Below are 22,762 nucleotides of genomic sequence, written 5' to 3'. Positions count from 1 at the left end.
TCGTTCTGTCTTCTTCCGGATTTCCGCCCGCCGCGTGACGCCGAGCGCTCACCCTGGGTCACCGCGCACGCGTCCGCCGCATCCGCTCCCACCTCGCCGAACGGCCCGTGCGGCACCCTACGGGGGCGCCGCCGCCGCGGGTACGATGCCCTCGTCGCGACCTGCGGACGGTTGCTTCGCACACGGTGCAACTCCGGTCCGTGGCACAGCGGTTCGAGAGCAGGGCAGCCGGCCGGGGGACGGCTCGTTGGCATACCGACGGGGGCACGGTTCGTGGGGGACGTGATGGACTTCGGCACGCAGGGCCCACAGGCCCCGGCCGACCTCGCCTGGCTGCGAGGTGTGGACGCCTACACCATGGGCGCGTATCCGCAGGCCGAGGAGGAGTTCCGGGACGCCGTGCGGATGGACGCCGGGATGGCCGACGCCTGGCTCGGGCTGCACGCGCTGCGCGTCGACACGACGACCGCGCTGCTGCGGATGTTCCGGCACCGGGACCGCTTCGGCGAGCAGCGCTCCCGCTACCGCCGCACGCTCAACTCCTGGTACTGGCTCGGCTGGTGGGTGCAGCCCGTACTGGAGAGCCCTCGCGACCTGCTGCTCGCGCACGCCTCCCACTGGCTGGACGGCCGTCACGTCCCCGAGCTGGACCGGGCCCTCGCCGGGTTGCCGCCCGTGGACACCGATGCCCAGGTCCGCTTCCTGCACTCCTGCCGCGCCTATCTGGTCAAGGACTGGGAGCAGCTGGTCCGCCACACCGACCCCCTGCTCGACGACGCGATGCTCGGCATCGAGGCGGGCCTGTTCGGCGGTATGGCCCGGGTGCGCCTGGAGATGTACGGCCAGGCCGAACCCCTGCTGTCCGCCGCGCTGATGCGCTGCCGCAGCGAGCAGCCCCAGCGCAAGGAGCTGCGCTACTGGCTGGCCCGGGCCCACGAGGGCACCGGCCGCAGCGCCGCCGCGCTTCCCCTGTACCGCGCCGTGCACCGCGTCGACCCGGCCTTCATGGACACCTCCGCCCGGCTCGCCGCCATAGCCGAGGGCGACGGCTACGACGAGGCCACGGACCTCGCGGCGATCACGCTCACCGGCGCGGGCCAGGACGCCGTGGCCGGTACGGACGGGTTCGATCCGCTCTTCGGCCTCGAAGGACGCGATCTGCGGCTGCCCGACCCCGAGCCGCCGCTCGCCCCCCTGCCTCCGGTGACCGGCCCGCCGGTCCGTCGGCGGACGGGCCCCGCCCCCTCCCTGCCCGCCGGGCCCACCGACCCGGCGTTACTGGAGGAGGCCCTCGCCGAGCTCGAGCGCATGGTGGGCCTGGAGCCGGTGAAGCGCCAGGTCAAGGCGCTGTCGGCGCAGTTGAACATGGCCCGGCTGCGAGCCGGGCAGGGTCTGCCCGTTCAGCCGCCGAAACGCCACTTCGTCTTCTCCGGCCCCTCCGGCACCGGCAAGACCACCGTCGCCCGCATCCTCGGCCGCGTCTTCTACGCCCTCGGGCTGCTCGGCGGCGACCATCTCGTCGAGGCGCAGCGGGCCGATCTGGTCGGCGAGTACCTCGGGCAGACGGCCGTGAAGGCGAACGAACTGATCGACTCGGCCCTCGGGGGCGTCCTCTTCGTCGACGAGGCCTACGCGCTGTCCAACTCGGGCTACGGCAAGGGGGACGCGTACGGCGACGAGGCACTGCAGGTGCTGCTGAAGCGCGCGGAGGACAACCGGGACCACCTCGTGGTGATCCTGGCCGGCTACCCGGAGGGCATGGACCGCCTGCTCGCCGCGAACCCCGGCCTGTCGTCCCGTTTCACCACCCGCGTCGACTTCCCCTCGTACCGGCCGCTCGAACTCACCGAGATCGGCAGGGTGCTGGCGGCCGAGAACGGCGACCTGTGGGACGAGGAGGCCCTGGACGAGCTGCGGTCCATCGCCGGGCACGTGGTGGACCAGGGATGGATCGACGAACTGGGCAACGGGCGGTTCCTGCGGACGCTGTACGAGAAGAGCTGCGCGTACCGGGATCTGCGGTTGTCGGTGTATCCCGGGGCGTTGGGCAGAGACGACTTGGCGACGTTGCGGTTGCCGGATCTGATGCAGGCGTACGGGGAGGTCTTGTCGGGGCGGGGGCCGCAGGATCCGTCGGCCATGTGAGTGCTCGGCCGCGGGCCGGTGGGGGCTGGTCGCGCAGTTCCCCGCGCCCCTGGGTGGGTGCCCTGCCCTGGGGGCGCGGGGAACTGCGCGACCAGCCCCCACGCGCCCGCAGCCACGGTGCTAGGTCGCCAGCACCTCTTCACCCGACCTCGGCTCGGTCAGCTTCACCTCGTGCACCTGCCGGTGCGCCGGATCCCGCACCTCACCCACCAGCAGCTCCAGCACGTCCTCCAGGGCGACGAGGCCCAGCACCTTCCCGGACGCGTCGGCCACCTGGGCCAGGTGGGTCGCCGCGCGCCGCATCACCGTCAGCGCGTCGTCCAGCGGCAGCTCGGGCCGCAGGGTCGTCATGGGGCGCCAGAGCTGCTGCGGCACGGCCCGGTCGGAGTCCTCCAGGTCGAGGACGTCCTTGACGTGCAGGTACCCCATGAACGCGCCGGTGTCCGCGGCGACCGGGAACCGGGAGTAGCCGGTGCGGGCGGTGAGCTCGACGATCCGCCCGGGCGTGACCGACGGGCTGACCGTCACCAGCGACTCCCGCTTGAGCAGGACGTCCGTCACCGGGCGCGAGCCCAGCTCCAGGGCGTCCTCCAGGCTCTCGGCCTCCTCGGGGTCGAGCAGGCCCGCCTGGCCGGCGTCCTCCACCAGCCGGTTGAGCTGCTCACTGGTGAAGACGGCCTCCACCTCGTCCTTGGGCTCGACGTGGAAGAGCCGCAGGATGCCCTGCGAGACGGCGCCGAGGGCGGCGGTGATGGGCTTGCAGAAGCGCGCGAACCAGACCAGGCCGGGGCTGAGCCACAGCGCGACCTTCTCGGGGGCCGCCATCGCCAGGTTCTTCGGGACCATCTCGCCGATGACGAGGTGGAAGAAGACCACGGCGGCCAGGGCGATGACGTACGTCAGCGGATGGATCATGCCGTGCGGCAGGTGGATCCACTCGAAGACCGGCTCCAGCAGGTGCGCGACCGTCGGTTCGGCGACCGCGCCCAGGGTCAGCGAGCAGATGGTGATGCCGAACTGGGCCGCCGCCATCATCTGCGGCAGTCGCTCCAGCCCGTGGAGGACCTGCCGGGAGCGGGCGGTGCCGAGCGGTTCGATCTGGCTGCGGCGTACGGAGACCAGCGCGAACTCGGCGCCGACGAAGAAGCCGTTGGCGAGCACGAGCAGCGCGGCGAAGAGAAGCTGGAGCACGCTCATCGGACGGCCTCCGCCATGGAGACCACCGGGGCGGTCCGCACGAGCCGGACCCGCTCCGCCCGGTAGTGGCCGACCTGGCGCACGGACAGGCGCCAGCCGGGCAGCTCCGCCTTGTCGCCGACGGCCGGGATACGGCCCAGCAGGTCGGCGATCAGGCCCGCGACGGTCTCGTAGGGGCCCTCGGGCACCTCCAGGCCTATGCGCTGCAGGATGTCGACCCGGCAGCTGCCGTCGACGTCCCAGGCGGGCCTGCCGTCCTCGGGGGGTGCGGCGGCCAGCTCGGGCAGGTCGTGGCCGTCGTGCTCGTCGCGGACCTCGCCGACGATCTCCTCGACGATGTCCTCCAGGGTGACGACACCGGCGGTGCCGCCGTACTCGTCGACGACGACCGCGATGGGCTGCTCGCTGCGCAGGCGGGCGAGGAGCGGCCGCACGGGCAGCGTCTCGGGGACGAGCAGCGCCGGGCGGGCGATGTGGCCGACGGGGGTGCGCAGCCGGTCCCCGACGGCCACGGCCAGGGCGTCCTTGAGGTGGGCCATGCCGACGACCTCGTCGATCTTCTCCCGGTAGACGGGGAAACGGGACAGGCCGGTGGCGCGGGTCAGGTTGACGACGTCCTCGGCGGTGGCGGAGGACTGCAGGGCGCTGACCTTCACACGCGGCGTCATCACGTGCTGTGCGGTGAGCTCGCCCAGCGACAGGGTGCGGACGAACAGGTCGGCCGTGTCCTGCTCCAGGGCGCCGGCCAGGGCCGAGTGGCGGGCCAGGGAGACGAGTTCGCCGGGGGTGCGGGCCGAGGCCAGCTCCTCGGCGGGTTCGATGCCCAGGGCGCGCACGAGCCGGTTCGCCACGGCGTTGAGGCCGGCGATGACCGGGCGGAACAGCCGGGCGAAGACATGCTGCGGGCCCGCGACGAAACGCGCGACCTGCAGTGGCCGGGACACCGCCCAGTTCTTGGGCAGCAGCTCGCCGATCACCATCTGCACGGCGGAGGCCAGCAGCATGCCGACCACGACCGTGACACCGGAGACGGCTCCCTCGGGGATGCCGATCGAGGTGAACGGGCCGTGCAGCAGCTCGGCGAGCGCCGGTTCGGCGAGCATGCCGACGACGAGCGAGGTGATGGTGATGCCGAGCTGGGTGCCGGAGAGCTGGAAGGACAGTTCCCTGAGCGATTCGACGACACGGTGAGCGCGCCGGTCGCCCTCGGCGGCGGCCTTCTCGGCCTCGGGCCGCTCGACCGTCACGAGTCCGAATTCGGCCGCCACGAAGAATCCGTTGGCGAGAATCAGCAGGAACGCGGCTGCCAGGAGCAGCAGGGGGGTGGTCATGATGCCGCCGCCTCCACATGGTCGCGCACCTCGGATGCGAGGCACGCGCTATGTCGGCAGGGGGCGGCGCAGGTACTGCAGGACGATCCGTCCATCGCCGGAGGGGGTCACTCCTCGGTTAGCAGGAGCCCCTGGCGCACCGGGCGGGGCGGCAGGGGCGGAGGCGCGTCCGTTCGCGCCTCCGGAAACAGATTAATCAAGACATGGCCCGATGCGGCAGGGTGACCGCCCTGAGGATCTCCCCGAGTCAGCCCTGACGCCGCTCGGGGTCCGTCACCGAACGGGCTTCGACGAGGGCCCGCAGGGCGCGGGCATCGGCGATCGCACGCTGCTTGGCGAGGCCCGGCTGGATGCCCAGAGCAGGCAGGCTGGTGCCGTCGCTGAGGTTGAGGAACACCCAGGGGTCACCGGGGCGGAGGGTCACCTGGAGGATCTCCGCCCACTGCAGACGGCGCTTGTTCGTGAGATTGACGACAGTGACGCCGTCCTCGTCGGCGACGACCTTGGGTCGCGCCAGCAGGAGCAGCACGGCGTCCAGCAGGAGTGCCGTGAAGACGAAGCTCACGCGTTCGGCGGGGCTGAGCTGCTTCAGCAGCATCGCGACCGCCGTGATCACCACGAAGACGGCGACGGCCGCGGTGAGCAGCACCACGCGGGTGCTGCCCGGCCGGAACGTGACGGGCAGGGCGGGCAGACCGGACATCTGGCGTACGCCCCTCAGAGACGGCAGGCGTGGATGGCAGTGGTCAGGATGGCCCGGGCGCCGATGTCGTAGAGGTCGTCCATGATCCGCTGGGCTTCCTTGGCCGGGACCATCGCGCGGACGGCGACCCAGCCCTCGTTGTGCAGCGGGGAGACGGTCGGGGACTCCAGGCCGGGCGTGAGGGCGACGGCCTTCTCCAGCTGCTCGACGCGGCAGTCGTAGTCCATCATCACGTACGTCCGGGCGACCAGGACGCCCTGGAGGCGGCGCAGGAACTGCTGCACCTTGGGGTCGTCGGCGTCGGCGCCGGTGCGGCGGATCACGACGGCCTCGGACTGCATGATCGGCTCACCGGCGACCTCGAGGCCGGCGTTGCGCAGCGAGGTGCCGGTCTCGACGACGTCGGCGATGACCTGGGCGACACCGAGCTGGATGGCGGTCTCGACGGCACCGTCGAGGTGGACGACGGAGGCGTCGATGCCCTGCTCGGCGAGGTGCGCGGCGACGATGCCCTCGTAGGAGGTGGCGATCGTCTTGCCGGTCAGGTCCGCCAGGCCGCTGATGGTGCCGGGCTTGGCGGCGTAACGGAAGGTGGAGCGGGCGAAGCCGAGGGGCAGGATCTCCTCGGCTTCGGCGCCGGAGTCGATGAGCAGGTCCCGGCCGGTGAGGCCGATGTCGAGCTGCCCGGAGGCGACGTAGATCGCGATGTCGCGGGGGCGCAGATAGAAGAACTCGACCTCGTTCACCGGGTCGACGATCCGCAGTTCCTTGGACTCGCGGCGCTGCTGGTAGCCGGCCTCATGCAGCATCTCCGCCGCAGGGCCGGACAGGGAACCCTTGTTGGGGACGGCGATGCGCAGCATGAGGTCGGCTTCCTTTGCGTGGTGTTGTGCGGGGACGGGGATGCGGCTCAGAGGTGGGCGTAGACGTCGTCGAGGGAGATGCCTCGGGCGACCATCATCACCTGGACGTGGTACAGCAGCTGCGAGATCTCCTCGGCGGCGGCTTCCTTGCCCTCGTACTCGGCGGCCATCCACACCTCGGCGGCCTCCTCGACGACCTTCTTGCCGATGGCGTGGACGCCCTTGCCGACCAGTTCTGCGGTGCGGGAAGTGGCGGGGTCGCCTTGGGCGGCCTTGTGCTGGAGCTCGGTGAAGAGCTCCTCGAACGTCTTCTTGGACATGGTGACGCTCAGCCTATGCCACGTGTGCCGTTCGTCAGTGCCAGGGTTCGGATACTGAGCGGAGGGTGGCCGCGGTCGCCACCGCGGCCGTCACCGCCTCGTGCCCCTTGTCCTCGTTGGAGCCCTCGATCCCGGCACGGTCCAGGGCCTGTTCCTCGGTGTCGCAGGTCAGCAGGCCGAAGCCGACGGGGACGCCGGTGTCGACGGAGACCTGGGTGAGGCCCTGGGTCACGCCCTGGCACACGTACTCGAAGTGGGGGGTTCCGCCGCGGATGACGACGCCGAGGGCGACGATCGCGTCGTAGCCGCGGCCCGCGAGGACCTTGGCGACGACCGGGAGCTCCCAGCTGCCGGGGACCCTGAGCAGGGTCGGCTCGTCGATGCCCAGGTCGTGCAGGGCGCGCAGGGCGCCGTCGACCAGGCCGTTCATCACCTTCTCGTGCCACTGTGCCGCGATGACGGCGACCCGGAGGTCACCCACATTGCGTACGGACAGTTCCGGTGCACCCTTGCCGCTCACGTCTCTCCTTCGTGCTCTCTTACTGGTTGCCGCAGGCCGGCACGGGGGCCGTGTCCAGCCAGGGCAGGTCGTGGCCCATCCGGTCCCGCTTGGTGCGCAGGTAGCGGAGGTTGTGCTCGCCGGCGTTCACGGGCATGGGCACGCGGGCCCTGACCGCGATGCCGTGGCGGACGAGCGCGTCGGTCTTGTCGGGGTTGTTGGTCAGCAGGCGGACGCCGCGCACGCCGAGGTCGGCGAGGATCTGTGCGCCGGCGGCGTAGTCACGGGCGTCGGCGGGCAGGCCGAGTTCGAGGTTGGCGTCGAGGGTGTCGCGGCCGCGCTCCTGGAGTTCGTAGGCGCGCAGCTTGGACATCAGGCCGATGCCGCGGCCCTCGTGTCCGCGCAGGTAGACCACGACTCCCCGGCCCTCCTCCTGGATGCGGGCCAGGGAGGCGTCGAGCTGGGGACCGCAGTCGCAGCGGGCCGAGCCGAAGACGTCTCCGGTGAGGCATTCGGAGTGGACGCGCACGAGGACGTCCTGGCCGTCGCCGATCTCGCCGTGCACCAGGGCGACGTGCTCGACGCCGTCGACGGTGGAGCGGTAGCCGTGGGCCGTGAAGGTGCCGTGGGCGGTGGGCAGCCGGGTGGTGGCCTCGCGGCGGACGGTGGGCTCGCTGCCGCGGCGGTAGGCGATCAGGTCCTCGATGGAGATGATCGTCAGGCCGTGCTTGCGGGCGAAGGGGATCAGTTCGGGCAGGCGCAGCATGGTGCCGTCCTCGCCGGCGATCTCGACGATCGCGCCGGCCGGGCGCAGGCCCGCCAGGCGGGCGAGGTCGACGGCGGCCTCGGTGTGGCCGTTGCGGGTGAGCACACCGCCGGGCCGGGCGCGCAGCGGGAAGATGTGGCCGGGGCGGACGAGGTCGCCGGGCCCCGAGACGCCGTCGGCGAGCAGCCGGAGCGTGGTGGCGCGGTCGGAGGCGGAGATGCCGGTGCTGACGCCGTGGGCGGCGGAGGCGTCGACGGAGACCGTGAAGGCGGTCTTCATCGACTCGGTGTTGTCCTCGACCATCTGCGGGAGCTTCAGCCGGTCCAGTTCGTCGCCCTCCATGGGGGCGCAGATCAGGCCGCGGCACTCGCTCATCATGAAGGCGACGATCTCCGGGGTCGCCTTCTCGGCGGCGATGACGAGGTCGCCCTCGTTCTCCCGGTCCTCGTCGTCGACGACCACGACGGGGCGGCCGGCCGCGATGTCGGCGATGGCCTGTTCCACGGGGTCGAGCGCGAAGTTCTCGATGTCGTCGGTGCTGTACAGGGTGGTCGTGGCGCTCATGCCGGCGCTCCTTCCAGGGTGGGCCGCGCGGCCTGACGCGAGCGCAGCCACCAGTCGCGCAGGCCCCACAGGACGAGCGCGCCGTAGATGACGTAGACGAAGCCGGAGAAGGCGTAGCCGTTGGCGAAGTTCAGGGGGACGCCGACGACGTCGACGAGGAGCCAGGCGAACCAGAACTCGACCATGCCGCGGGCCTGGGCGTACATCGCGACGACGGTGCCGACGAAGATGTAGGCGTCGGGCCAGGGGTCCCAGGACAGGGCAGGGTACGCCGTGAACAGCAGTGCCACCGCGACCGTGCCGGCGGCCGCCGCCGCGACCATCGCGGCGCGCTCGCGCCAGGTGGCGAACCGCACGGCGATGTGGCCGTCTTCCCCCTGGCCCTTGCCGCGCTGCCACTGCCACCAGCCGTACAGGGCGACGATCATGACGACCGCCTGCTTGCCCGCGCTGCCGGTGAGATGGCCGTAGAAGGCGCCGAAGAGGATGAGGCCGGCCAGGAACTGCACGGGCCAGGTCCAGATGGAGCGCCGCCAGCCGAGGGCGAGGGCGGCCAGGCCGAAGAGGTTGCCGACCATGTCGGACCAGAGGATGTGCTGGCCGAAGAGGACGAACGCCTCGGAGTTCAGCGTGTTCACCGGCCGGCCCCCTGCGCACGGTCGCCCAGCATCCGCTCGACGTACTTGGCGATGACGTCGACCTCGAGGTTGACCGGGTCGCCGGGCTGCTTGTGGCCGAGCGTGGTCAGGCCGAGGGTGGTGGGGATGAGGCTGACCGTGAAGTGGTCGGGGCCGGCGTCGACGACGGTCAGGCTGATGCCGTCGACGGTGATGGAGCCCTTCTCGACCACGTAGCGGGTGAGGTCCGCGGGGAGGGAGATCTTCACGATCTCCCAGTGCTCGGAGGGCTTGCGCTCCAGGATCTCGCCGGTGCCGTCGACATGGCCCTGCACGATGTGCCCGCCGAGGCGTTCGCCGACGGCCATGGGGCGTTCGAGGTTGACGCGGGAGCCGGCCTTCAGGGCGCCGAGGCTGGAGCGGTTCAGGGTCTCGGCCATGACGTCGGCCGTGAACTCGTCGCCCTCGTGGTCGACGACCGTGAGGCACACGCCGTTCACGGCGATCGAGTCGCCGTGCTGGGCGCCTTGGGTGACGACCGGTCCGCGCAGGCGGAAGCGACAGGCGTCGTCGAGGGTCTCGACGGCGGTGACCTCGCCCAGCTCTTCGACGATTCCGGTGAACACTTCCCGGGTCCTCCTGCCTCTTCGGGCACGGACTCCGGGGCTGTCGATGACGACAGAGGATACGAGCAGGAACACCGGGGACGACGCCGGACGGAGTCCGCCGCGAGGACGGACTTCTCGGCGGCGCGCACGAATGCCCGCTCGCCGCGCACTGCCTCCCATCCGGACTTTAACCGTCGGTCCAGGAATTTCACCTGGTCAACCGGTCGCTGGAGGCGACCGGGTCGCGGACTGTAACCGCCGGTTCGGACTTTCACCGACCCCGGAGTGCGCTGCTATTGGTACACGGCCAGTGTGCCACGCCTGATCGACATGCATAGGGGCGGAGCGTGTGGGCTGCCTCACAGACTGTGTCGCACCCCTTCCCGAGCGCGACCGGCGCCCCAACTTCCGCCTCCGTGCGGCCCCTTGAGTACGGGCATTGGTACACACCTATTGACGGAGTGGTCTAGTCCTTTCTAGGGTCATCGCCAGGGTGGGCTCACCCCCACTGACCGGCCCGGCGGTGGTGACGACGGCCCTTGCCCGCCGCCGGGCCTCCCCACGCCGGGCGGACCGCCCTCTGGCAGGGTGAGTCGTATGACCACCACAGCCGAGGAGTTCGAAGTCCACCGGCCCAGGCTGTTCTCGCTCGCCTACCGGCTGCTGGGCTCCGCCGAGGAGGCCGAGGACGCGGTCCAGGACGCCTACCTGCGCTACAGCGGCGCCGACCGGGCGGGGATCGAGCACCCGGCGGCCTGGCTGGCCAAAGTCGTCACCAACCTCTGCCTGAACCGGCTCACCTCCGCGCGGGCCCGGCGCGAGCGGTACGTCGGGACCTGGCTGCCCGAGCCCGTGATCACCTCGGACGGCGCGCTCGGCCCGCTGGAGTCCGCGGAGCAGCGGGAAGCCGTGTCGATGGCGATGCTGGTGCTGCTGGAGCGGCTGACGCCGACCGAGCGGGCCGTGTACGTGCTGCGGGAGGCGTTCGGCTACGCGCACCGGGAGATCGCCGGGGTGCTGGACCTGAGCGAGGCCAACTGCCGTCAGCTGTACCGGCGTGCCGTGCGGCGGGTGGGCGAACCGCAGGCCCGGTTCGAGCCCGCCTCCGAGCGGCAGGAAGAGCTGGTGAAGTCGTTCATCACGGCGGCCCGTGACGGGGACCTGGCCGGGCTGGAGAAGCTGCTCGCGGCCGACGCGACCTGGTGGAGCGACGGTGGCGGCAAGGTCACCGCGGCGCGGTGGCCCATCGAGGGCGGGCCCGGCATCGCCCGCTTCCTGGCGGGCGGCGGGCCGAAGTTCGCGCGCGGCCTGGACTTCGTGCCGACCGAGGTCAACGGGGCGCTGGGGCTGGCGAGCTGGGCGGGCGACACGCTGGTCGGACTCTCGGTGATCGAGGTGCGCGGCGGGCTGGTCACGGCTGTGCGGGCCGTGGTCAACCCGGAGAAGCTGGCGTTCGCACGGCGGCAGCTCACCCGGCCGTAGCACCGCGGGCGGGCGCGTCTGTCACATTCGGCGCGGCTGTTCGGTCTCAGTCGGCAAGGGCGCTCCACCCGGGAGCGCCCGGCGTCGAAGGGGCTGAACAACATGACCACGATCCTGGTGACCGGTGGCACCGGAACGCTGGGGCGGCTCGTCGCCGAGCGGTTGCGCGCGGGCGGGCACGAGGTGCGGGTGCTCAGCCGGCACAGCGACCCGTACGCGGTGGACCTGCGGGCGGGCGGAGCCGCGCTGGACGCGGCCGTCGCCGGTGTGGACACGATCGTGCACTGCGCCTCGGGGCAGAAGGGGGACGAGCAGGCGGCTCAGAACCTGATCAGGGCGGCGCGCGGTGCGGGCGTGCGTCACCTTGTCTATATGTCGATCGTGGGTGTCGACGAGGTGCCGTTCCCGTACTACCGGAGCAAGCTCGCGGTGGAGAGGCTGGTCGAGGAGTCGGGGATCGGCTGGACCGTCCTGCGGGCGACGCAGTTCCACGATCTGCTGATCATGATGTTCCAGGGGCTGTCGAAGTTGCCGGTGATGTTCCTCCCGGCGGGCGTGCGGGACCAGCCGGTGGAGGTGGCCGAGGTGGCGGACCGGCTGGTCGAACTGGCGACGGCCGCGCCGGCGGGGCGGGTCGAGGACATGGGCGGGCCGGAGGTACAGCCGCTGGAGTCCTTCGCCCGTGCGTATCTGAAGGCGTCGGGCCGCCGGCGAGCGGTGGTGAACGTGCCGCTGTGGGGAGCGGCGTACCGGGGCTTCCGGAGCGGAGGCCATCTGGCGCCGCGACGGGCGGTGGGCAGGGGGACGTTCGAGGAGCACCTGGAGAGGCGGTCCGGGGGCGGCCGGGTCCAGGCGGGGAGGGGGCGGTCCGGGGTCTGAGGGAGGAGGACGGAGGGAACGGTCCCGGGCCTGACGGCCTACCAGCCCGGAGGGGCCTGGGGCCGGGGCTCTCCGGGGGTGAACAGTTCCTCCTGGGCGCGGTCCCGGGCCGTCAGCAGTGCGCCGCGCAGAACCGCGCCGCCGCCCAGGGTCGTCGCCCGTACCTCCGTGGGCAGGGGCGTCATCCGGGCGATGCGGTCACGGACCCGTGAGGCGAGCTCCTCGCCACCGGCCTGACCGACCTCGCCGCCGAGCACGACGCACCCGGGGTCCAGGATCGCCACGACGGATGCGACTCCGACGGCGAGACGATCGGCGAGGGCGTCCAGAAAGCGGGCGGCGGCAGAGGCCGTGGGCAGTGACGCCTCGGCTCCGGGATCCTCGTCCACCGCCGCCCGCACCACACCCACGGCCGCCCGCACCACTCCCGCCTCGGACACCGCCGCCGGTATCCCGAACTCCGCCGCGAGATCGACGACCGCCGCCGACGAGGCCAGCGAGTGGAAGCCGCCCTCACAGTCCGTCGACGTCGGCAGCGCGGCCGTGCCCGGGACCGGGAGGAAGCCGATCTCGCCGGTGCCGCCGGAGGCGCCGCGGCGGAGGGCGCCGTCGAGGACCACCGCCGCTCCCGGGGCGTGGCCGAGCCACAGCAGGACGAAGGTGTCCCGGTCCCGGGCCGCCCCGTCGCGCTGCTCGGCCAGCGCCGCGAGGTTGGTCTCGTTCTCGACGCTGACGCGGGCCTCGGGCAGCCGCTCCTGAAGGGTGGCGACGAGCCGGCGGTGCCACTCCGGCAGGCCGGTGGAATCGCGGAGTTCGCCGCTGGAGGGGTCGATCAGGCCGGGCGCACCGATCCCCACGGTGTGCAACCGGTCGGCACCGGCCTCCTTCGCCGCCTGCTCGACCAGTGTGACCGCCTGTTCCACGGCGGGGCCCGTGCCGGTGTCGCCGCCGATGGGCACCGACGCCTCGGCCAGCACCCGCCCCACCAGGTCGGCGACGGCCACGGCGACACCCTCGGTGCGGACGTCGAGGGCGGCCAGGTACGCCCGGTCGGCGACGATGCCGTAGACCTTCGCGTTGGGGCCGCGCCGCTGCTCCCCCGCCTCGCCGACCACCGCGATCAGTCCGGCGGCGCTGAGGCGCTCGACGAGGTCGGCGACGGTCGGCCGGGACAGACCGGTCAGCTGCTTCAACCGCCCTGCCGTCAGGGGGCCTTCCTGCTGGAGCAGGCGCAGGGCCAGCCGGTCGTTGATGGCCCGGGCGGTGCTCGGGGATGCGGGCATGCGCGGATCCTCCCAGATCGACGGGGGCCGTCGGCCATGGCCAGCGAAAAACACTCTTATTATCAGGCAGGGTTCCTGATAGTTTACGCGCGCACCGGTCACGGCACACGGCACAGACCCGGAGGGGGACCGCAGAATGGGCAACGTGGTCGACGAACAACGCGAGGTGAGGCGGTCCCGGTACGCCGTGGCCGCCGTCTTCGCCGTGCACGGCGCCGTGACCGGCTCGTTCGCGACCCGCGTGCCGTGGATCCAGGACCACGCCGGCGTCAGCGCGGGCCAGTTGGGGCTGGCGCTCGCCTTTCCCGCGCTCGGCGCGTCCGTGGCGATGCCGCTCGCCGGCGGCGTCATGCACCGTTTCGGCGCCCGGAGCGCGCTGCGCGGACTGGTCGCCCTGTGGACGCTGTCGCTGGTCCTGCCGTCTCTGGCTCCGAACCTGCCGGCGCTCTGTCTGGCCCTGTTCACGTACGGCGCGACGGCCGGCATGACGGACGTGGCGATGAACGCGCTGGGCGTCGAGGTGGAGAACCGCCTGGGGCGGTCGATCATGTCCGGACTGCACGGCATGTGGAGCGTGGGCGCCCTGATCGGCTCGGCGGCCGGCACGCTCGCCGCGCACCTCGGCTCGGATGCCCGGCTGCACCACGCCCTCGCCGCCGCGGTCCTCACCGTCATCGGTGTGCTGTCCTGCCAGTGGGTGCTCGACCTGCAGCCCGCCGAGGACGAGGAGCCGCCACCGCGGTTCGCGCTGCCGCCCCGCTCGGCGCTGCTCATCGGCTTGATCGGGTTCTGCGCGGTGTTCGCCGAGGGAGCGAGCCTGGACTGGTCGGCCGTCTATCTGCGGGAGCAGCTGGAGACGTCGGCCGGTCTGGCGGCGGCGTGCACCACGGGCTTCACGCTGACCATGGCCGTCGCCCGGCTCGCCGGAGACAAGATCGTGGACCGCTTCGGTGCCGTGCGGACGGTGCGGGCGAGCGGGGTGTTCGCCGTCCTGGGCGGACTGCTGATCGTGCTCGCCGGCCATCCCGCGGTGGCGATGAGCGGGTTCGCGCTGATGGGACTGGGCATCGCCGTCGTCGTGCCGCTGTGCTTCGCCGCCGCCGGCCGCAGCGGTTCCAACCCGAGCATGGCCATCGCGGGCGTCGCGACCATCACGTACACCTCGGGGCTGATCGCGCCCAGCGCGATCGGGATGCTGGCGCAGGCGACGAGCCTGATGGTGTCGTTCTGCCTGGTGACGGCGCTGTCGTGCGGCCTGGTGGCGTTCGCGGGAGTGCTGCGGCCCGGCGAGCGGACGAGGATCGGCCGGACGGACGCGGTGGTTCCCGGCCCCCGGCCCTGAGCGGACACACGACCGTCCTGGTCGGCCCCCGTCACGATCCTCTCCGGCGCACCCCGACAATGGTCCGGACACTCGCACGCACGACGAAAGCGAAACCGCACCATGGATCTCGGCGTCCGCTGGAAACTGCACGGCGACGGACGCACCCCGGCGCCCGGCGCGGTGGTCCGCCCCGACGAGCGGCTCTCGTGGCCGCGCACGGCCGGACTCGGCGCCCAGCACGTCGTGGCGATGTTCGGTGCGTCCTTCGTGGCACCGGTTCTGATGGGCCTGGACCCGAACCTCGCGATCATGATGTCGGGCGTCGCGACCGTCGTGTTCCTGCTGGCCACCCGCGGCAGCGTGCCCAGCTACCTGGGCTGCTCGCTCTCCTTCGTCGGCGTTGCGGCGGTCATCCGGGCGCAGGGCGGCAGCAGCGCGACCGTCACGGGAGCGGTGTTCGTCGTCGGGGGCGCGCTGTTCCTGGTGGGGCTCGCCGTGCGGCGGTTCGGGGCGCGGATCATCCACGCCGCGATGCCGCCGATCGTGACCGGCGCGGTGGTGATGCTGATCGGCTTCAACCTGGCGCCGGTGACGGCCTCGACGTACTGGCCCCAGGACCAGTGGACGGCGCTGCTGGTGATGCTGTTCACCGGCCTGGCGGTGGTCTGTCTGCGGGGTTTCTGGTCCCGGATCGCGATCTTCCTCGGGCTGGTCTTCGGGTACGGCATCTCCTGGGTGTCCGACCTGGTCTTCGGCAAGATCCACTCGGTGGACGCGAGCGGCAGGACGACCGACCACTGGCGTCTGGACCTGTCCGGCGTGGACAAGGCCGACTGGATCGGGCTGCCCACGCTGCACGCCCCGTCCTTCGAGTGGTCGGCGATCCTGGTCGCCCTGCCGGTCGTCATCGCGCTGGTCGCGGAGAACGCCGGGCATGTGAAGGCGGTCGGTGAGATGACCGGTGACTCGCTGGACGACAAGCTCGGCACGGCGATCGCGGCCGACGGCGTCGGGTCGATGCTGTCCACCGCGGTCGGCGGCCCGCCCAACACCACGTACTCCGAGAACATCGGCGTGATGGCCGCGACCCGCGTCTACTCGACGGCCGCGTACTGGGCGGCCGCCGGCTTCGCCCTGCTGTTCGGCGTCTGCCCGAAGTTCGGCGCGGTCGTGGCGGCGATCCCGGGCGGGGTGCTCGGCGGCATCACCGTCATCCTGTACGGCATGATCGGCCTGCTGGGCGCGCAGATCTGGATCAACGCCAAGGTGGATCTGCGCAATCCGCTGAACCTGGTCCCGGCCGCGGCGGGCATCATCATCGGCGTCGGCAACGTCTCCCTGAAGTTCTCCGACACGTTCTCGCTGAGCGGCATCGCGCTCGGCACGGTGGTCGTCATCACCGGCTACCACGCCCTGCGGGCCTTCGCCCCGGCCCATCTGAAGACGCAGGCGCCGCTGCTGGACGAGGGCACCTCCTCCTACGGCGACCCCGCGTCGGACGACGCCAAGTCGTAGGCGTACGAGGCCGTGAACGTCCCCGGCCTGCCCTTGCAGCCGTCCGACTCCCCCGGCAGCTTCACCCACAGGTAGGCGTCGATGCGCGATGCGCCGGTGCCGAGGCTCGGGGCCCGCCCCAGTGCCCGGCCGGACGGGTCACACCACTCACCGTCGGGCGGGGCGCCGTTGCCGTTGCGGCTGGTGTCGATGACCGCGCCCAGGTTCGCCGGGCCGCCGAGCGCGTCGAGGACCCGCCGGTCGTAGGCGATCTCGTCGGCGGTGGTGTGGAAGTTGGAGACGTTGCTGAAGATGCCGTCGGACGACTCGGGCGAGGCGGCACCGGCCTGACGCAGCCAGGCCGCCTGCCGGGCGGGCGCGTTCCAGCCCGAGTGCCCCGCGTCGAAGTACACCCGGGCCCGGGTGTTGGCGGCCTTGAGCACGCGGCCGGCCCGGGCCAGTGAGGCGAAGCGGTCGGCGCGTTCCGCCGCGGAGAGGCACTCGGTCTGGGCGACCGAGTCCGGCTCCAGCACCACGATGACCTCACCGGAGCCCAGCCCCGCCGCGAACCGTTCGATCCAGGCGTCGTAGGCGTCCAGGCCGGGCGCCCCGCCCTGGGAGTGGCCGCCGCAGTCCCGGCCGGGGATCGCGTACGGCACCACGACCGGGACCCGGCCCTGCGCGGCGGCGCCAGACGTCACCGCGGCGACCCGGGCGGTGACGGTCCGCGGGGAGTAGTCGGCGAACCAGACGGCCGCCGGCTGTGCCGCGATGCGGGACGCGATGACCGCGTGCCGCGGATCGCCGGAGTGGGAGCGGACCCACTCCAGCACCTGGGAGTCGGGGTGGCGGTAGAGCCGTCCGGGCACGGTGGCGGTGTGCTCCCGTTTCGTCCCGGTCCTCGGCGGCGAGGGACTCCGAGAAGGGCGCGCGGACGGCATCGGCGAGGAGGAGTATTCGGTGGTGGCCGGCGCGGACGGCGACGGCACGGCCGGCAGGGGCGCCAGGCGGGGCGAGGGCGACACCTCGGCGGGCACGGCCTCGTCCGTGGCCCGTCCGTCGCCGGACGCGGGGAGGACGCCCGCGATGGCGCCGGCCGCGACCACGACGGAGGCCGCCACGACCATCGCGCCGCGCCGGGCGGCGCGGCTGCGCCCGGCCCTGCGGGCGGCCAGGCGCCGGGCACGCGAGCCTGTCACGGTGCTGCACCTCCTCCCCCGGCGGCGGGCGGTGTTCCCCCGTTTCGGGGAAGCGCCGGGCCCGCCGGTACTTCCGCCAGCCTAGAGCTGCGACTCTGCCCGCATGCCGCGATGCGAACATCTCCCCCCAGCCCTGGACACTCCGGTCGACGCCGTGATCTCCCGCATGCGCGCCCTCGACGCGGCCCTGCACCCGCGGGACGGGGTGGCGGTCTTCAACCGCGTCTACCTCGCCGTGACGGAGGCGGTGGACCGGCACGTCGACGCGGGCCGGTTCAAGGATGCCCACGCCGCGATCACGCTGGACGTACGGTTCGCGCAGCGGTACCTGACGGCCGTCGAGTCGGCGGCGGACGAGCGGCGCCCGCCCGCCTGCTGGCGGCCGCTGTTCCAGTTCCGCCGCCATCCCGGGGTACGGCCGTTGCAGTTCGCGCTGGCGGGCATCAACGCCCACATCGGGCACGATCTCGCGCTGGCCGTCGTGGACACCTGCCGTACGCTCGGCTGCGCACCCGTCGATCTGGAGGACGAGTTCGACATGGTGGGCGATCTCCTCCTCTCGCTGGAGGAGCGCATCCGCGACGACCTGATGCCGGGGCCCGACCTGTTCCGGATCGCCGACCCGCTGACCCACCTGCTCGGCTCCTGGAGCCTGGAGCGCGCCCGGGACGCCGCGTGGACGGCGGCCCGGGCTCTGTGGGTCCTGCGTGAACTCCCCGATGTGGCCGACGAGTTCACGGAACGCCTGGACACGGCGGTGGGCTTCGCGGGGCGCATGCTGCTCACGCCCCTCACCGAGCCCCGGTGTCGCTAGTTGCCTAGTCCTCCGGCAGCTCGACGGGCGCGATCTCGTCGTAGACGTCGCCGGGGCCCGGGTTGGTGGGGTCGGTCGTGCCGCCCAGGTGGTGCATGACGCCCCAGACCGCGTTGAGGGCGGTCTGGATCGCGCCCTCGGCCCAGCCGGCCGTCCAGGAGATGTCGTCGCCGGCGAGGAAGATGCCGCGCTTGTCCTCGGGCAGCCGGTCCTGCATGAAGTGCGTGAACAGGCGCCGCTGGTAGCGATAGTGGCCGGGCAGGTTGGCCTTGAACGCGCCCATGAAGTAGGGCTCGTTCTCCCAGGAGACCGTCACCGGGTTGCCGATGATGTGCTTCCTGATGTCGACCTTGGGATAGATCTCGCCGAGCGACTTCAGCATGACCTCCATCCGCTCGTTCGCGGACAGCGGCAGCCACTTCAGGCTGTCGTCGCACCAGGTGTAGGAAAGGCAGATGACCGCGGGCTTGTCCGGGCCGTCGTCGAGCAGGTAGGTGCCGCGCGTCATACGGTCGGTGAGCGTCATCGACATGACGTCCCGGCCGGTCTCCTCGTCCTTGTCCAGCCAGAAGGGCCGGTCGACGGGCACGAACAGCTTCGAGGACTCCATGTAGTGGGTCCGCTCGATCGCCGTCCAGTGGTCGATCGGGAAGAGCGAGTCGTCGCAGGCGATCTTGGACAGCAGCATCCAGGACTGGGCGGTGAAGATCGCCGCCTGGAAGGTGCGGATGTCGCCGTGCGCGTCGGTCACCGTGATGCGGTTGCCGGCGGTGCGGTGCAGCCGGGTCACCGCCGGGCGGGGCTCGCCGCCCTCGTGCAGGGTCGCGAGCGAGGTCCCGAGCGGCCAGTGGACGATCTTCTGCGGCTCGCGCTCCCACAGGCGCAGCGGCAGCTGCTGGGAGCCGCCGACGATACCGCGGTGGTGGTCGTCGGCCTCGGTGTAGACGACGCGCAGGATCTCCAGGATGGAGTTCGGGAAGTCGGTGTCCCAGCCACCCGTGCCGAAGCCGACCTGGCCGAAGATCTCGCGGTGGCGGAACGACTTGAACGCCTCGGAGTCGCAGAGGAAGCCGTAGAAGGTCTGGTTGTCGAGCTTCTCGACGAGCTTGGACCAGATCTCGCGGATGCGCGGCACGTCCCGCTCGCGCAGGGCCCGGTTCATGTCGGAGAAGTCGGCGCCCTCCTCCAGGCACCGGCCCCAGGCCTCGGCGACGTCCCGGTAGACCTGGGGCAGGTCCTCGATCGTCTCGGCGTAGTGCGACTCGCCCTTGAGGTCGACGACGGTCGACGGGGTCGCCTCGGAGAGGGGGTTGGGGAACGGCCGGGTCTGCAGGCCGACCAGGTCGATGTAGTGCTGCAGCGCCGTGGAGGACGGCGGGAAGCGCATCGCGCCCATCTCGGCGGTGAGGGAGTCGTCGCACCCGTCGAAGCCCACCGTGCGCAGCCGGCCGCCGATCTGGTCGGCCTCGTACACGACCGGCTTGAGGCCCATCTTCATCAGCTCGTACGCGGCGACGATGCCGGACAGGCCGCCGCCGATGACCGCGACCTCCGTGCCGTGCTCGGTCGCGGGTATCTGCCCAAGGCCCGCCGGGTGCGCGAGGAAGTCGTCGTAGGCGTACGGGAAGTCCGGGCCGAACATGGTGATCGGCGGCTGCTGCGCGTCAGCGTGCTCGACGGCGTTGGGCACGGTGGACGTCATGGGGTACGGACTCCTTGCACAGAGACGTTCGGGCGGTTGAGGGGGTGTCAGACGAGCGAGTTGTACAGGCCGGGCCGCCGGTCCCGCAGATACGGGTTGTTCTCGCGCGAGGCGGCCAGGAAGGCCGGGTCGACGTCGGCGAGCACGAGTTCCTCCCCGAGTCCGGCCCGGGTCCGGGCGACCCCGTCGGGCCCGGCGAGCGTGGACAGCCCCACGAACTCGAACTCGCCCTCCCGGCCGACCCGGTTGACGTACGCGACGTACATCTGGTTCTCGAAGGCGCGCACCGGGATCATCGACTCGGCGACGAACTGGAACGGGTGCATCTGCGCGGTGGGGACGACGAGGAGATCCGTGCCGGCCAGGGCGTGGGCGCGGACGTTCTCGGGGAACTCCACGTCGTAGCAGATCAGGAGGCCGACCCGGAGGCCGTCGAGCTCGGCCTGGGCTACCGGCAGGTCCCCGGGGGTGAAGTGGTCTCGCTCGAAGCAGCCGAAGAGGTGCGTCTTGCGGTGGTTGGCGAGACGGGAGCCGTCGGCGGAGATCAGCTGGACGGAGTTGAACACGGCCTCGCCGTCCCGCTCAGGGTAGCCGTAGGCGATCGCCAGGCCGTGGCTCGTCGCGATCTCGGCGACGGTGTCGGCGCAGTCGCCGTCGGCGGGCTCGGCGAGCCGGCCGATGTCGTCGCCGATCGCGTACCCCGTCAGGAACAGCTCGGACGTGACCAGCAGCCCGGCGCCCGCGGCGGCGGCCCGGCCGGCGGCCTCGTCGAGGACCTTGAGGTTCTCGACGGTGGAGCCGGGTCGGCCGGAGCTCTGGAGCAGGGCGGTGCGCATGCGTGGTCCTCACCGGGCGGAAGGGTGGTTGGGGGCCTTTTGTGGGGCCATGTAGACGGTACGGGCGGCTGACCAGGGCGGACAAGCCGGAGCCGTTGCGCGCCGGTGAACGGTTCGTTGCGTGCGTGGAGGGCCAGGCGGCGATTCGTTGTGCGACTGGGGTCGGACCCGCGCTCCTCCCCGGAGCGCAGCCGTGCGCGGCCTCCCCCGCCGTACGGTGGAGGCGCGGTCCCACCCCGAGCGCGATGTTCCCGGCACCTCGGGCCGGAAGAGTGAGAGCTGTCCACACGGCCTGCGAAAGGGAACACAATGAAGCGCCGTACGAAGATCGTCGTGCTCGGCACCGCACTGCTCCTCACGACCGGGGCGGCCTCGGCCGCGACCGCGTCGGACGCGACCCGGCCGTCCCGGGAGGCCGCGGCCCTCACCGGCACCGCCAAGCTGTACCGCTCGGGCGGTGACGACATGACGTTCTCGTTCGACGCGCATCTGGCGGCGAGAGACACCGCAGACCCGTCGCAGGCCACCGGTACCTTCGAGTTCAGTCACCACCGGGACGGCAAGGGCGCCTGGGCGAAGGTGAAGGTCGACTGCCTGGCGACCGGTGGCAAGGTGGCCGTCGTCTCCGGCGTCATCACCGACTCCGACCTGGCGGGCGCCGAGGGCAGGCGGGTCGGAGTCTCCGTCCACGACCTCGGCAGCCACGACCGGCTGGGCTACAGCTGGATGATGTCGGGCAGCCCCGGCGAGGGGAACGAGCCGCCCCCGTGCGTGGCCTCCGCTCCCTTCGAGAAGGTCGGGAAGGGGACGGGCGACTTCACGGTCGTGCCGTGGCAGCCCGAACTCTAGCCAGGGCCACGGCCGTCACCAGGTAGGGAACCGCGAACACCGCGAAGACCGTGCTGTGCGCCATGCCGGTGCCGAGCAGCGCGTACACGCCGAACGCGGCGACCGTGGCCAGCTCGGTGCCCAGGCTCGCCACAGAGGTGAGCGTGGCCCGGCGGGAGTCGTCGATGCGGTGCTGCAGCCGGACGTCGGCCAGTACCTCGGCCAGCTGGAACCCGGCGAAGGCGAGGCCCAGGAGGACGACTCCGGTCAGGGACCGGGCCAGGGCTCCCACCGCGAGGGCGAAAGCGGCGCCCGCGAGCAGCACCGCGAGCCCGGCCGTGCCCAGGCGCTCGGCCGGGCCGGTGAGGAGACCGCCGACGGTGACGCCCGCCCAGATCAGCATCATCAGGTAGGGCACCGTCGCCTCGGCGAAGCCGATCTGCCGGATCAGCAGCGGTGTGTACTCGTCGAGTGCGCCCCAGACGGCAGCCACGGCCGGGACCAGCAGCACGGCGCCGCGCACCGCACGGTCCCCTCGGACCTCGGCGAACCCGGCCCGGACGGTCGTCGCCCAGCCGTCGTCGGCGCTCTCCGGCCGCACCCGGTGCTCCGGGAACCGGGTCGCGGTGACCGCGGCCAGCACACAGGCCAGGACGCTCACGGCACCGACGGCCGGGTAACCGCCCCGGGCGAGGACGGGCCCCGCCAGGCCGATGGAGGCCACCGTGCCGACCAGCCGCGCGGCCCGGGCCCGGCCCATGACCCGCGCGTACCGGCCGGCGGCACCGAGCCGCTCCGACTCGTCGTAGACGAGCGCTTCCAGCGCGCCGGAGCCGAGCGCTCCGCCCGCGCCCCACAGGACGAAGCCGGCGGCGAAGGCCGCGTACGAGGGGACGGCCACCCACAGGGCGAAACCGGCGGCGGTGAGCAGCGGGCCGATCCACAGCAGCCTCCGACGCGACACGGAGTCGGCCCAGGCGCCCGAGGGCACTTCCAGCACCACCGCGGTGATCGACCACAGGGCGAACAGGGAGGAGATCTGCCACAGCGACATGCCGGTGTCGGCGAAGAGCAGCGCGTACACCGGGTAGAGCAGGACGAAGTCGTCGAGGAACGCGTAGCCGTACAGCGTGCGCGTCAGGCGGCGGACACCGGTGGCGTGCACGCGTGCGGGTGAGAGTGTCATGGGGCCTTCCCGGAAAGGACGGATCGGACGCCGGAGGTACGGCGGCCGAGGCGGTCCTCGGGAGGCACGGCTGGTGGATCAATGTCGCCGGGTCATGACACCCAGGCTAGAGGCGCCGCGTG

Annotated in this window: 21 protein-coding genes and 1 riboswitch; of the genes, 7 read left to right on the top strand and 14 right to left on the bottom strand. The window is 72.0% G+C overall.

What is annotated here, in order from left to right; genetic code table 11:
• The first annotated feature begins 285 nt into the window (after positions 1 to 285).
• Entirely contained in the window at positions 286 to 2,145 is a 1,860-nt protein-coding gene (locus ADK65_RS03850; RefSeq protein ID WP_053668355.1) for an AAA family ATPase, read from the top strand.
• A 120-nt stretch (positions 2,146 to 2,265) separates the two neighbouring features.
• Here ADK65_RS03850 and ADK65_RS03845 read toward each other — a convergent pair whose 3' ends face one another.
• From ADK65_RS03845 to ADK65_RS03805, 9 genes are all read right to left on the bottom strand, one after another.
• The gene (locus ADK65_RS03845) at positions 2,266 to 3,342 is read right to left on the bottom strand and encodes a hemolysin family protein (RefSeq protein WP_053668354.1); all 1,077 of its coding nucleotides are present in this window, start codon (positions 3,340 to 3,342) and stop codon (positions 2,266 to 2,268) included.
• Positions 3,339 to 4,673 (bottom strand): hemolysin family protein, encoded by a 1,335-nt coding sequence (locus ADK65_RS03840; protein WP_053668353.1) that lies wholly within the window; start codon positions 4,671 to 4,673, stop codon positions 3,339 to 3,341. The genes ADK65_RS03845 and ADK65_RS03840 overlap by 4 nt, the downstream gene beginning before the upstream one ends.
• Before the next feature lie 247 nt (positions 4,674 to 4,920).
• Positions 4,921 to 5,376: a PH domain-containing protein gene (locus ADK65_RS03835; RefSeq protein ID WP_053668352.1), complete on the bottom strand. Its 456-nt coding sequence runs from the start codon at positions 5,374 to 5,376 to the stop codon at positions 4,921 to 4,923.
• 14 nt (positions 5,377 to 5,390) lie between these two features.
• Positions 5,391 to 6,239 (bottom strand): ATP phosphoribosyltransferase, encoded by an 849-nt coding sequence (gene hisG / locus ADK65_RS03830; protein WP_053668351.1) that lies wholly within the window; start codon positions 6,237 to 6,239, stop codon positions 5,391 to 5,393.
• Positions 6,240 to 6,286: 47 nt separating this feature from the next.
• Positions 6,287 to 6,559 carry a phosphoribosyl-ATP diphosphatase gene (locus tag ADK65_RS03825; RefSeq protein ID WP_019983911.1) on the bottom strand — a complete coding sequence of 91 codons (273 nt, stop codon included), beginning with the start codon at positions 6,557 to 6,559 and terminating at the stop codon, positions 6,287 to 6,289.
• A 34-nt stretch (positions 6,560 to 6,593) separates the two neighbouring features.
• Positions 6,594 to 7,079, bottom strand: coding sequence for a 6,7-dimethyl-8-ribityllumazine synthase (gene ribH, locus ADK65_RS03820; protein WP_053668350.1), 486 nt, complete (start codon positions 7,077 to 7,079; stop codon positions 6,594 to 6,596).
• A gap of 19 nt (positions 7,080 to 7,098) precedes the next feature.
• Positions 7,099 to 8,388 carry a bifunctional 3,4-dihydroxy-2-butanone-4-phosphate synthase/GTP cyclohydrolase II gene (locus ADK65_RS03815; RefSeq protein ID WP_053668349.1) on the bottom strand — a complete coding sequence of 430 codons (1,290 nt, stop codon included), beginning with the start codon at positions 8,386 to 8,388 and terminating at the stop codon, positions 7,099 to 7,101.
• Positions 8,385 to 9,026, bottom strand: a complete 642-nt coding sequence (locus tag ADK65_RS03810) for a nicotinamide mononucleotide transporter family protein (protein ID WP_053668348.1) — start codon at positions 9,024 to 9,026, stop codon at positions 8,385 to 8,387. Before ADK65_RS03810 ends, ADK65_RS03815 begins: the two co-directional genes overlap by 4 nt.
• Positions 9,023 to 9,631 (bottom strand): riboflavin synthase, encoded by a 609-nt coding sequence (locus ADK65_RS03805; RefSeq protein ID WP_053668347.1) that lies wholly within the window; start codon positions 9,629 to 9,631, stop codon positions 9,023 to 9,025. The genes ADK65_RS03810 and ADK65_RS03805 overlap by 4 nt, the downstream gene beginning before the upstream one ends.
• 144 nt (positions 9,632 to 9,775) lie before the next feature.
• Positions 9,776 to 9,906, bottom strand: a riboswitch (FMN riboswitch).
• Positions 9,907 to 10,210: 304 nt separating this feature from the next.
• On the opposite strand from ADK65_RS03805, the gene ADK65_RS03800 reads away from it, so the two are divergent.
• Together ADK65_RS03800 and ADK65_RS03795 are read left to right on the top strand one after the other, a co-directional pair.
• Entirely contained in the window at positions 10,211 to 11,095 is an 885-nt protein-coding gene (locus ADK65_RS03800; protein ID WP_053668346.1) for an RNA polymerase sigma-70 factor, read from the top strand.
• A gap of 102 nt (positions 11,096 to 11,197) precedes the next feature.
• Positions 11,198 to 11,974 carry an SDR family oxidoreductase gene (locus ADK65_RS03795; RefSeq protein ID WP_053668345.1) on the top strand — a complete coding sequence of 259 codons (777 nt, stop codon included), beginning with the start codon at positions 11,198 to 11,200 and terminating at the stop codon, positions 11,972 to 11,974.
• Positions 11,975 to 12,012: 38 nt separating this feature from the next.
• On the opposite strand, the gene ADK65_RS03790 is transcribed toward ADK65_RS03795, so the two are convergent.
• Complete coding sequence (locus ADK65_RS03790; RefSeq protein WP_053668344.1) at positions 12,013 to 13,257, bottom strand: ROK family transcriptional regulator; 1,245 nt, start codon at positions 13,255 to 13,257, stop codon at positions 12,013 to 12,015.
• A 136-nt stretch (positions 13,258 to 13,393) separates the two neighbouring features.
• Between ADK65_RS03790 and ADK65_RS03785 the strand changes: the two genes are divergently transcribed.
• Positions 13,394 to 14,599, top strand: a complete 1,206-nt coding sequence (locus ADK65_RS03785; protein WP_053668343.1) for an MFS transporter — start codon at positions 13,394 to 13,396, stop codon at positions 14,597 to 14,599.
• A 102-nt stretch (positions 14,600 to 14,701) separates the two neighbouring features.
• Positions 14,702 to 16,096 (top strand): uracil-xanthine permease family protein, encoded by a 1,395-nt coding sequence (locus ADK65_RS03780; RefSeq protein ID WP_053668342.1) that lies wholly within the window; start codon positions 14,702 to 14,704, stop codon positions 16,094 to 16,096.
• Here ADK65_RS03780 and ADK65_RS03775 read toward each other — a convergent pair.
• Positions 16,060 to 17,202, bottom strand: coding sequence for a glycoside hydrolase family 6 protein (locus ADK65_RS03775; RefSeq protein WP_053668398.1), 1,143 nt, complete (start codon positions 17,200 to 17,202; stop codon positions 16,060 to 16,062). The genes ADK65_RS03780 and ADK65_RS03775 overlap by 37 nt on opposite strands.
• Before the next feature lie 175 nt (positions 17,203 to 17,377).
• Here ADK65_RS03775 and ADK65_RS03770 point away from each other — a divergent pair, with 175 nt between their 5' ends.
• The gene (locus ADK65_RS03770; RefSeq protein ID WP_053668341.1) at positions 17,378 to 18,088 is read left to right on the top strand and encodes a DUF5995 family protein; all 711 of its coding nucleotides are present in this window, start codon (positions 17,378 to 17,380) and stop codon (positions 18,086 to 18,088) included.
• Positions 18,089 to 18,092: 4 nt separating this feature from the next.
• Here the strand turns inward: ADK65_RS03770 and ADK65_RS03765 are convergent, their stop codons facing one another.
• Positions 18,093 to 19,790: a flavin monoamine oxidase family protein gene (locus ADK65_RS03765; RefSeq protein WP_053668340.1), complete on the bottom strand. Its 1,698-nt coding sequence runs from the start codon at positions 19,788 to 19,790 to the stop codon at positions 18,093 to 18,095.
• 47 nt (positions 19,791 to 19,837) lie between these two features.
• The gene (locus ADK65_RS03760) at positions 19,838 to 20,626 is read right to left on the bottom strand and encodes a carbon-nitrogen hydrolase family protein (RefSeq protein WP_053668339.1); all 789 of its coding nucleotides are present in this window, start codon (positions 20,624 to 20,626) and stop codon (positions 19,838 to 19,840) included.
• Between the two features lie 309 nt (positions 20,627 to 20,935).
• Here ADK65_RS03760 and ADK65_RS03755 point away from each other — a divergent pair, with 309 nt between their 5' ends.
• The gene (locus ADK65_RS03755; RefSeq protein WP_053668338.1) at positions 20,936 to 21,475 is read left to right on the top strand and encodes a hypothetical protein; all 540 of its coding nucleotides are present in this window, start codon (positions 20,936 to 20,938) and stop codon (positions 21,473 to 21,475) included.
• Here the strand turns inward: ADK65_RS03755 and ADK65_RS03750 are convergent.
• Entirely contained in the window at positions 21,444 to 22,640 is a 1,197-nt protein-coding gene (locus tag ADK65_RS03750; RefSeq protein WP_053668337.1) for an MFS transporter, read from the bottom strand. The genes ADK65_RS03755 and ADK65_RS03750 overlap by 32 nt on opposite strands.
• Positions 22,641 to 22,762: the final 122 nt, after the last annotated feature.

Source organism: Streptomyces sp. NRRL B-1140, from assembly GCF_001280065.1.
Lineage (GTDB): Bacteria > Actinomycetota > Actinomycetes > Streptomycetales > Streptomycetaceae > Streptomyces.
This window is presented reverse-complemented; position numbering and strand designations above follow the sequence as displayed.

Excerpts from the sequence above, each read along its gene's own strand:
- ADK65_RS03850 (WP_053668355.1), top strand. The coding sequence starts at position 286 with ATGGACTTCGGCACGCAGGGCCCACAGGCCCCGGCCGACCTCGCCTGG.
- ADK65_RS03845 (WP_053668354.1), bottom strand. The coding sequence starts at position 3,342 with ATGAGCGTGCTCCAGCTTCTCTTCGCCGCGCTGCTCGTGCTCGCCAAC.
- ADK65_RS03840 (WP_053668353.1), bottom strand. The coding sequence starts at position 4,673 with ATGACCACCCCCCTGCTGCTCCTGGCAGCCGCGTTCCTGCTGATTCTC.
- ADK65_RS03835 (WP_053668352.1), bottom strand. The coding sequence starts at position 5,376 with ATGTCCGGTCTGCCCGCCCTGCCCGTCACGTTCCGGCCGGGCAGCACC.
- hisG (WP_053668351.1), bottom strand. The coding sequence starts at position 6,239 with ATGCTGCGCATCGCCGTCCCCAACAAGGGTTCCCTGTCCGGCCCTGCG.
- ADK65_RS03825 (WP_019983911.1), bottom strand. The coding sequence starts at position 6,559 with ATGTCCAAGAAGACGTTCGAGGAGCTCTTCACCGAGCTCCAGCACAAG.
- ADK65_RS03815 (WP_053668349.1), bottom strand. The coding sequence starts at position 8,388 with ATGAGCGCCACGACCACCCTGTACAGCACCGACGACATCGAGAACTTC.
- ADK65_RS03800 (WP_053668346.1), top strand. The coding sequence starts at position 10,211 with ATGACCACCACAGCCGAGGAGTTCGAAGTCCACCGGCCCAGGCTGTTC.
- ADK65_RS03795 (WP_053668345.1), top strand. The coding sequence starts at position 11,198 with ATGACCACGATCCTGGTGACCGGTGGCACCGGAACGCTGGGGCGGCTC.
- ADK65_RS03790 (WP_053668344.1), bottom strand. The coding sequence starts at position 13,257 with ATGCCCGCATCCCCGAGCACCGCCCGGGCCATCAACGACCGGCTGGCC.
- ADK65_RS03785 (WP_053668343.1), top strand. The coding sequence starts at position 13,394 with ATGGGCAACGTGGTCGACGAACAACGCGAGGTGAGGCGGTCCCGGTAC.
- ADK65_RS03780 (WP_053668342.1), top strand. The coding sequence starts at position 14,702 with ATGGATCTCGGCGTCCGCTGGAAACTGCACGGCGACGGACGCACCCCG.
- ADK65_RS03775 (WP_053668398.1), bottom strand. The coding sequence starts at position 17,202 with ATGGTCGTGGCGGCCTCCGTCGTGGTCGCGGCCGGCGCCATCGCGGGC.
- ADK65_RS03770 (WP_053668341.1), top strand. The coding sequence starts at position 17,378 with ATGCCGCGATGCGAACATCTCCCCCCAGCCCTGGACACTCCGGTCGAC.
- ADK65_RS03765 (WP_053668340.1), bottom strand. The coding sequence starts at position 19,790 with ATGACGTCCACCGTGCCCAACGCCGTCGAGCACGCTGACGCGCAGCAG.
- ADK65_RS03760 (WP_053668339.1), bottom strand. The coding sequence starts at position 20,626 with ATGCGCACCGCCCTGCTCCAGAGCTCCGGCCGACCCGGCTCCACCGTC.
- ADK65_RS03755 (WP_053668338.1), top strand. The coding sequence starts at position 20,936 with ATGAAGCGCCGTACGAAGATCGTCGTGCTCGGCACCGCACTGCTCCTC.
- ADK65_RS03750 (WP_053668337.1), bottom strand. The coding sequence starts at position 22,640 with ATGACACTCTCACCCGCACGCGTGCACGCCACCGGTGTCCGCCGCCTG.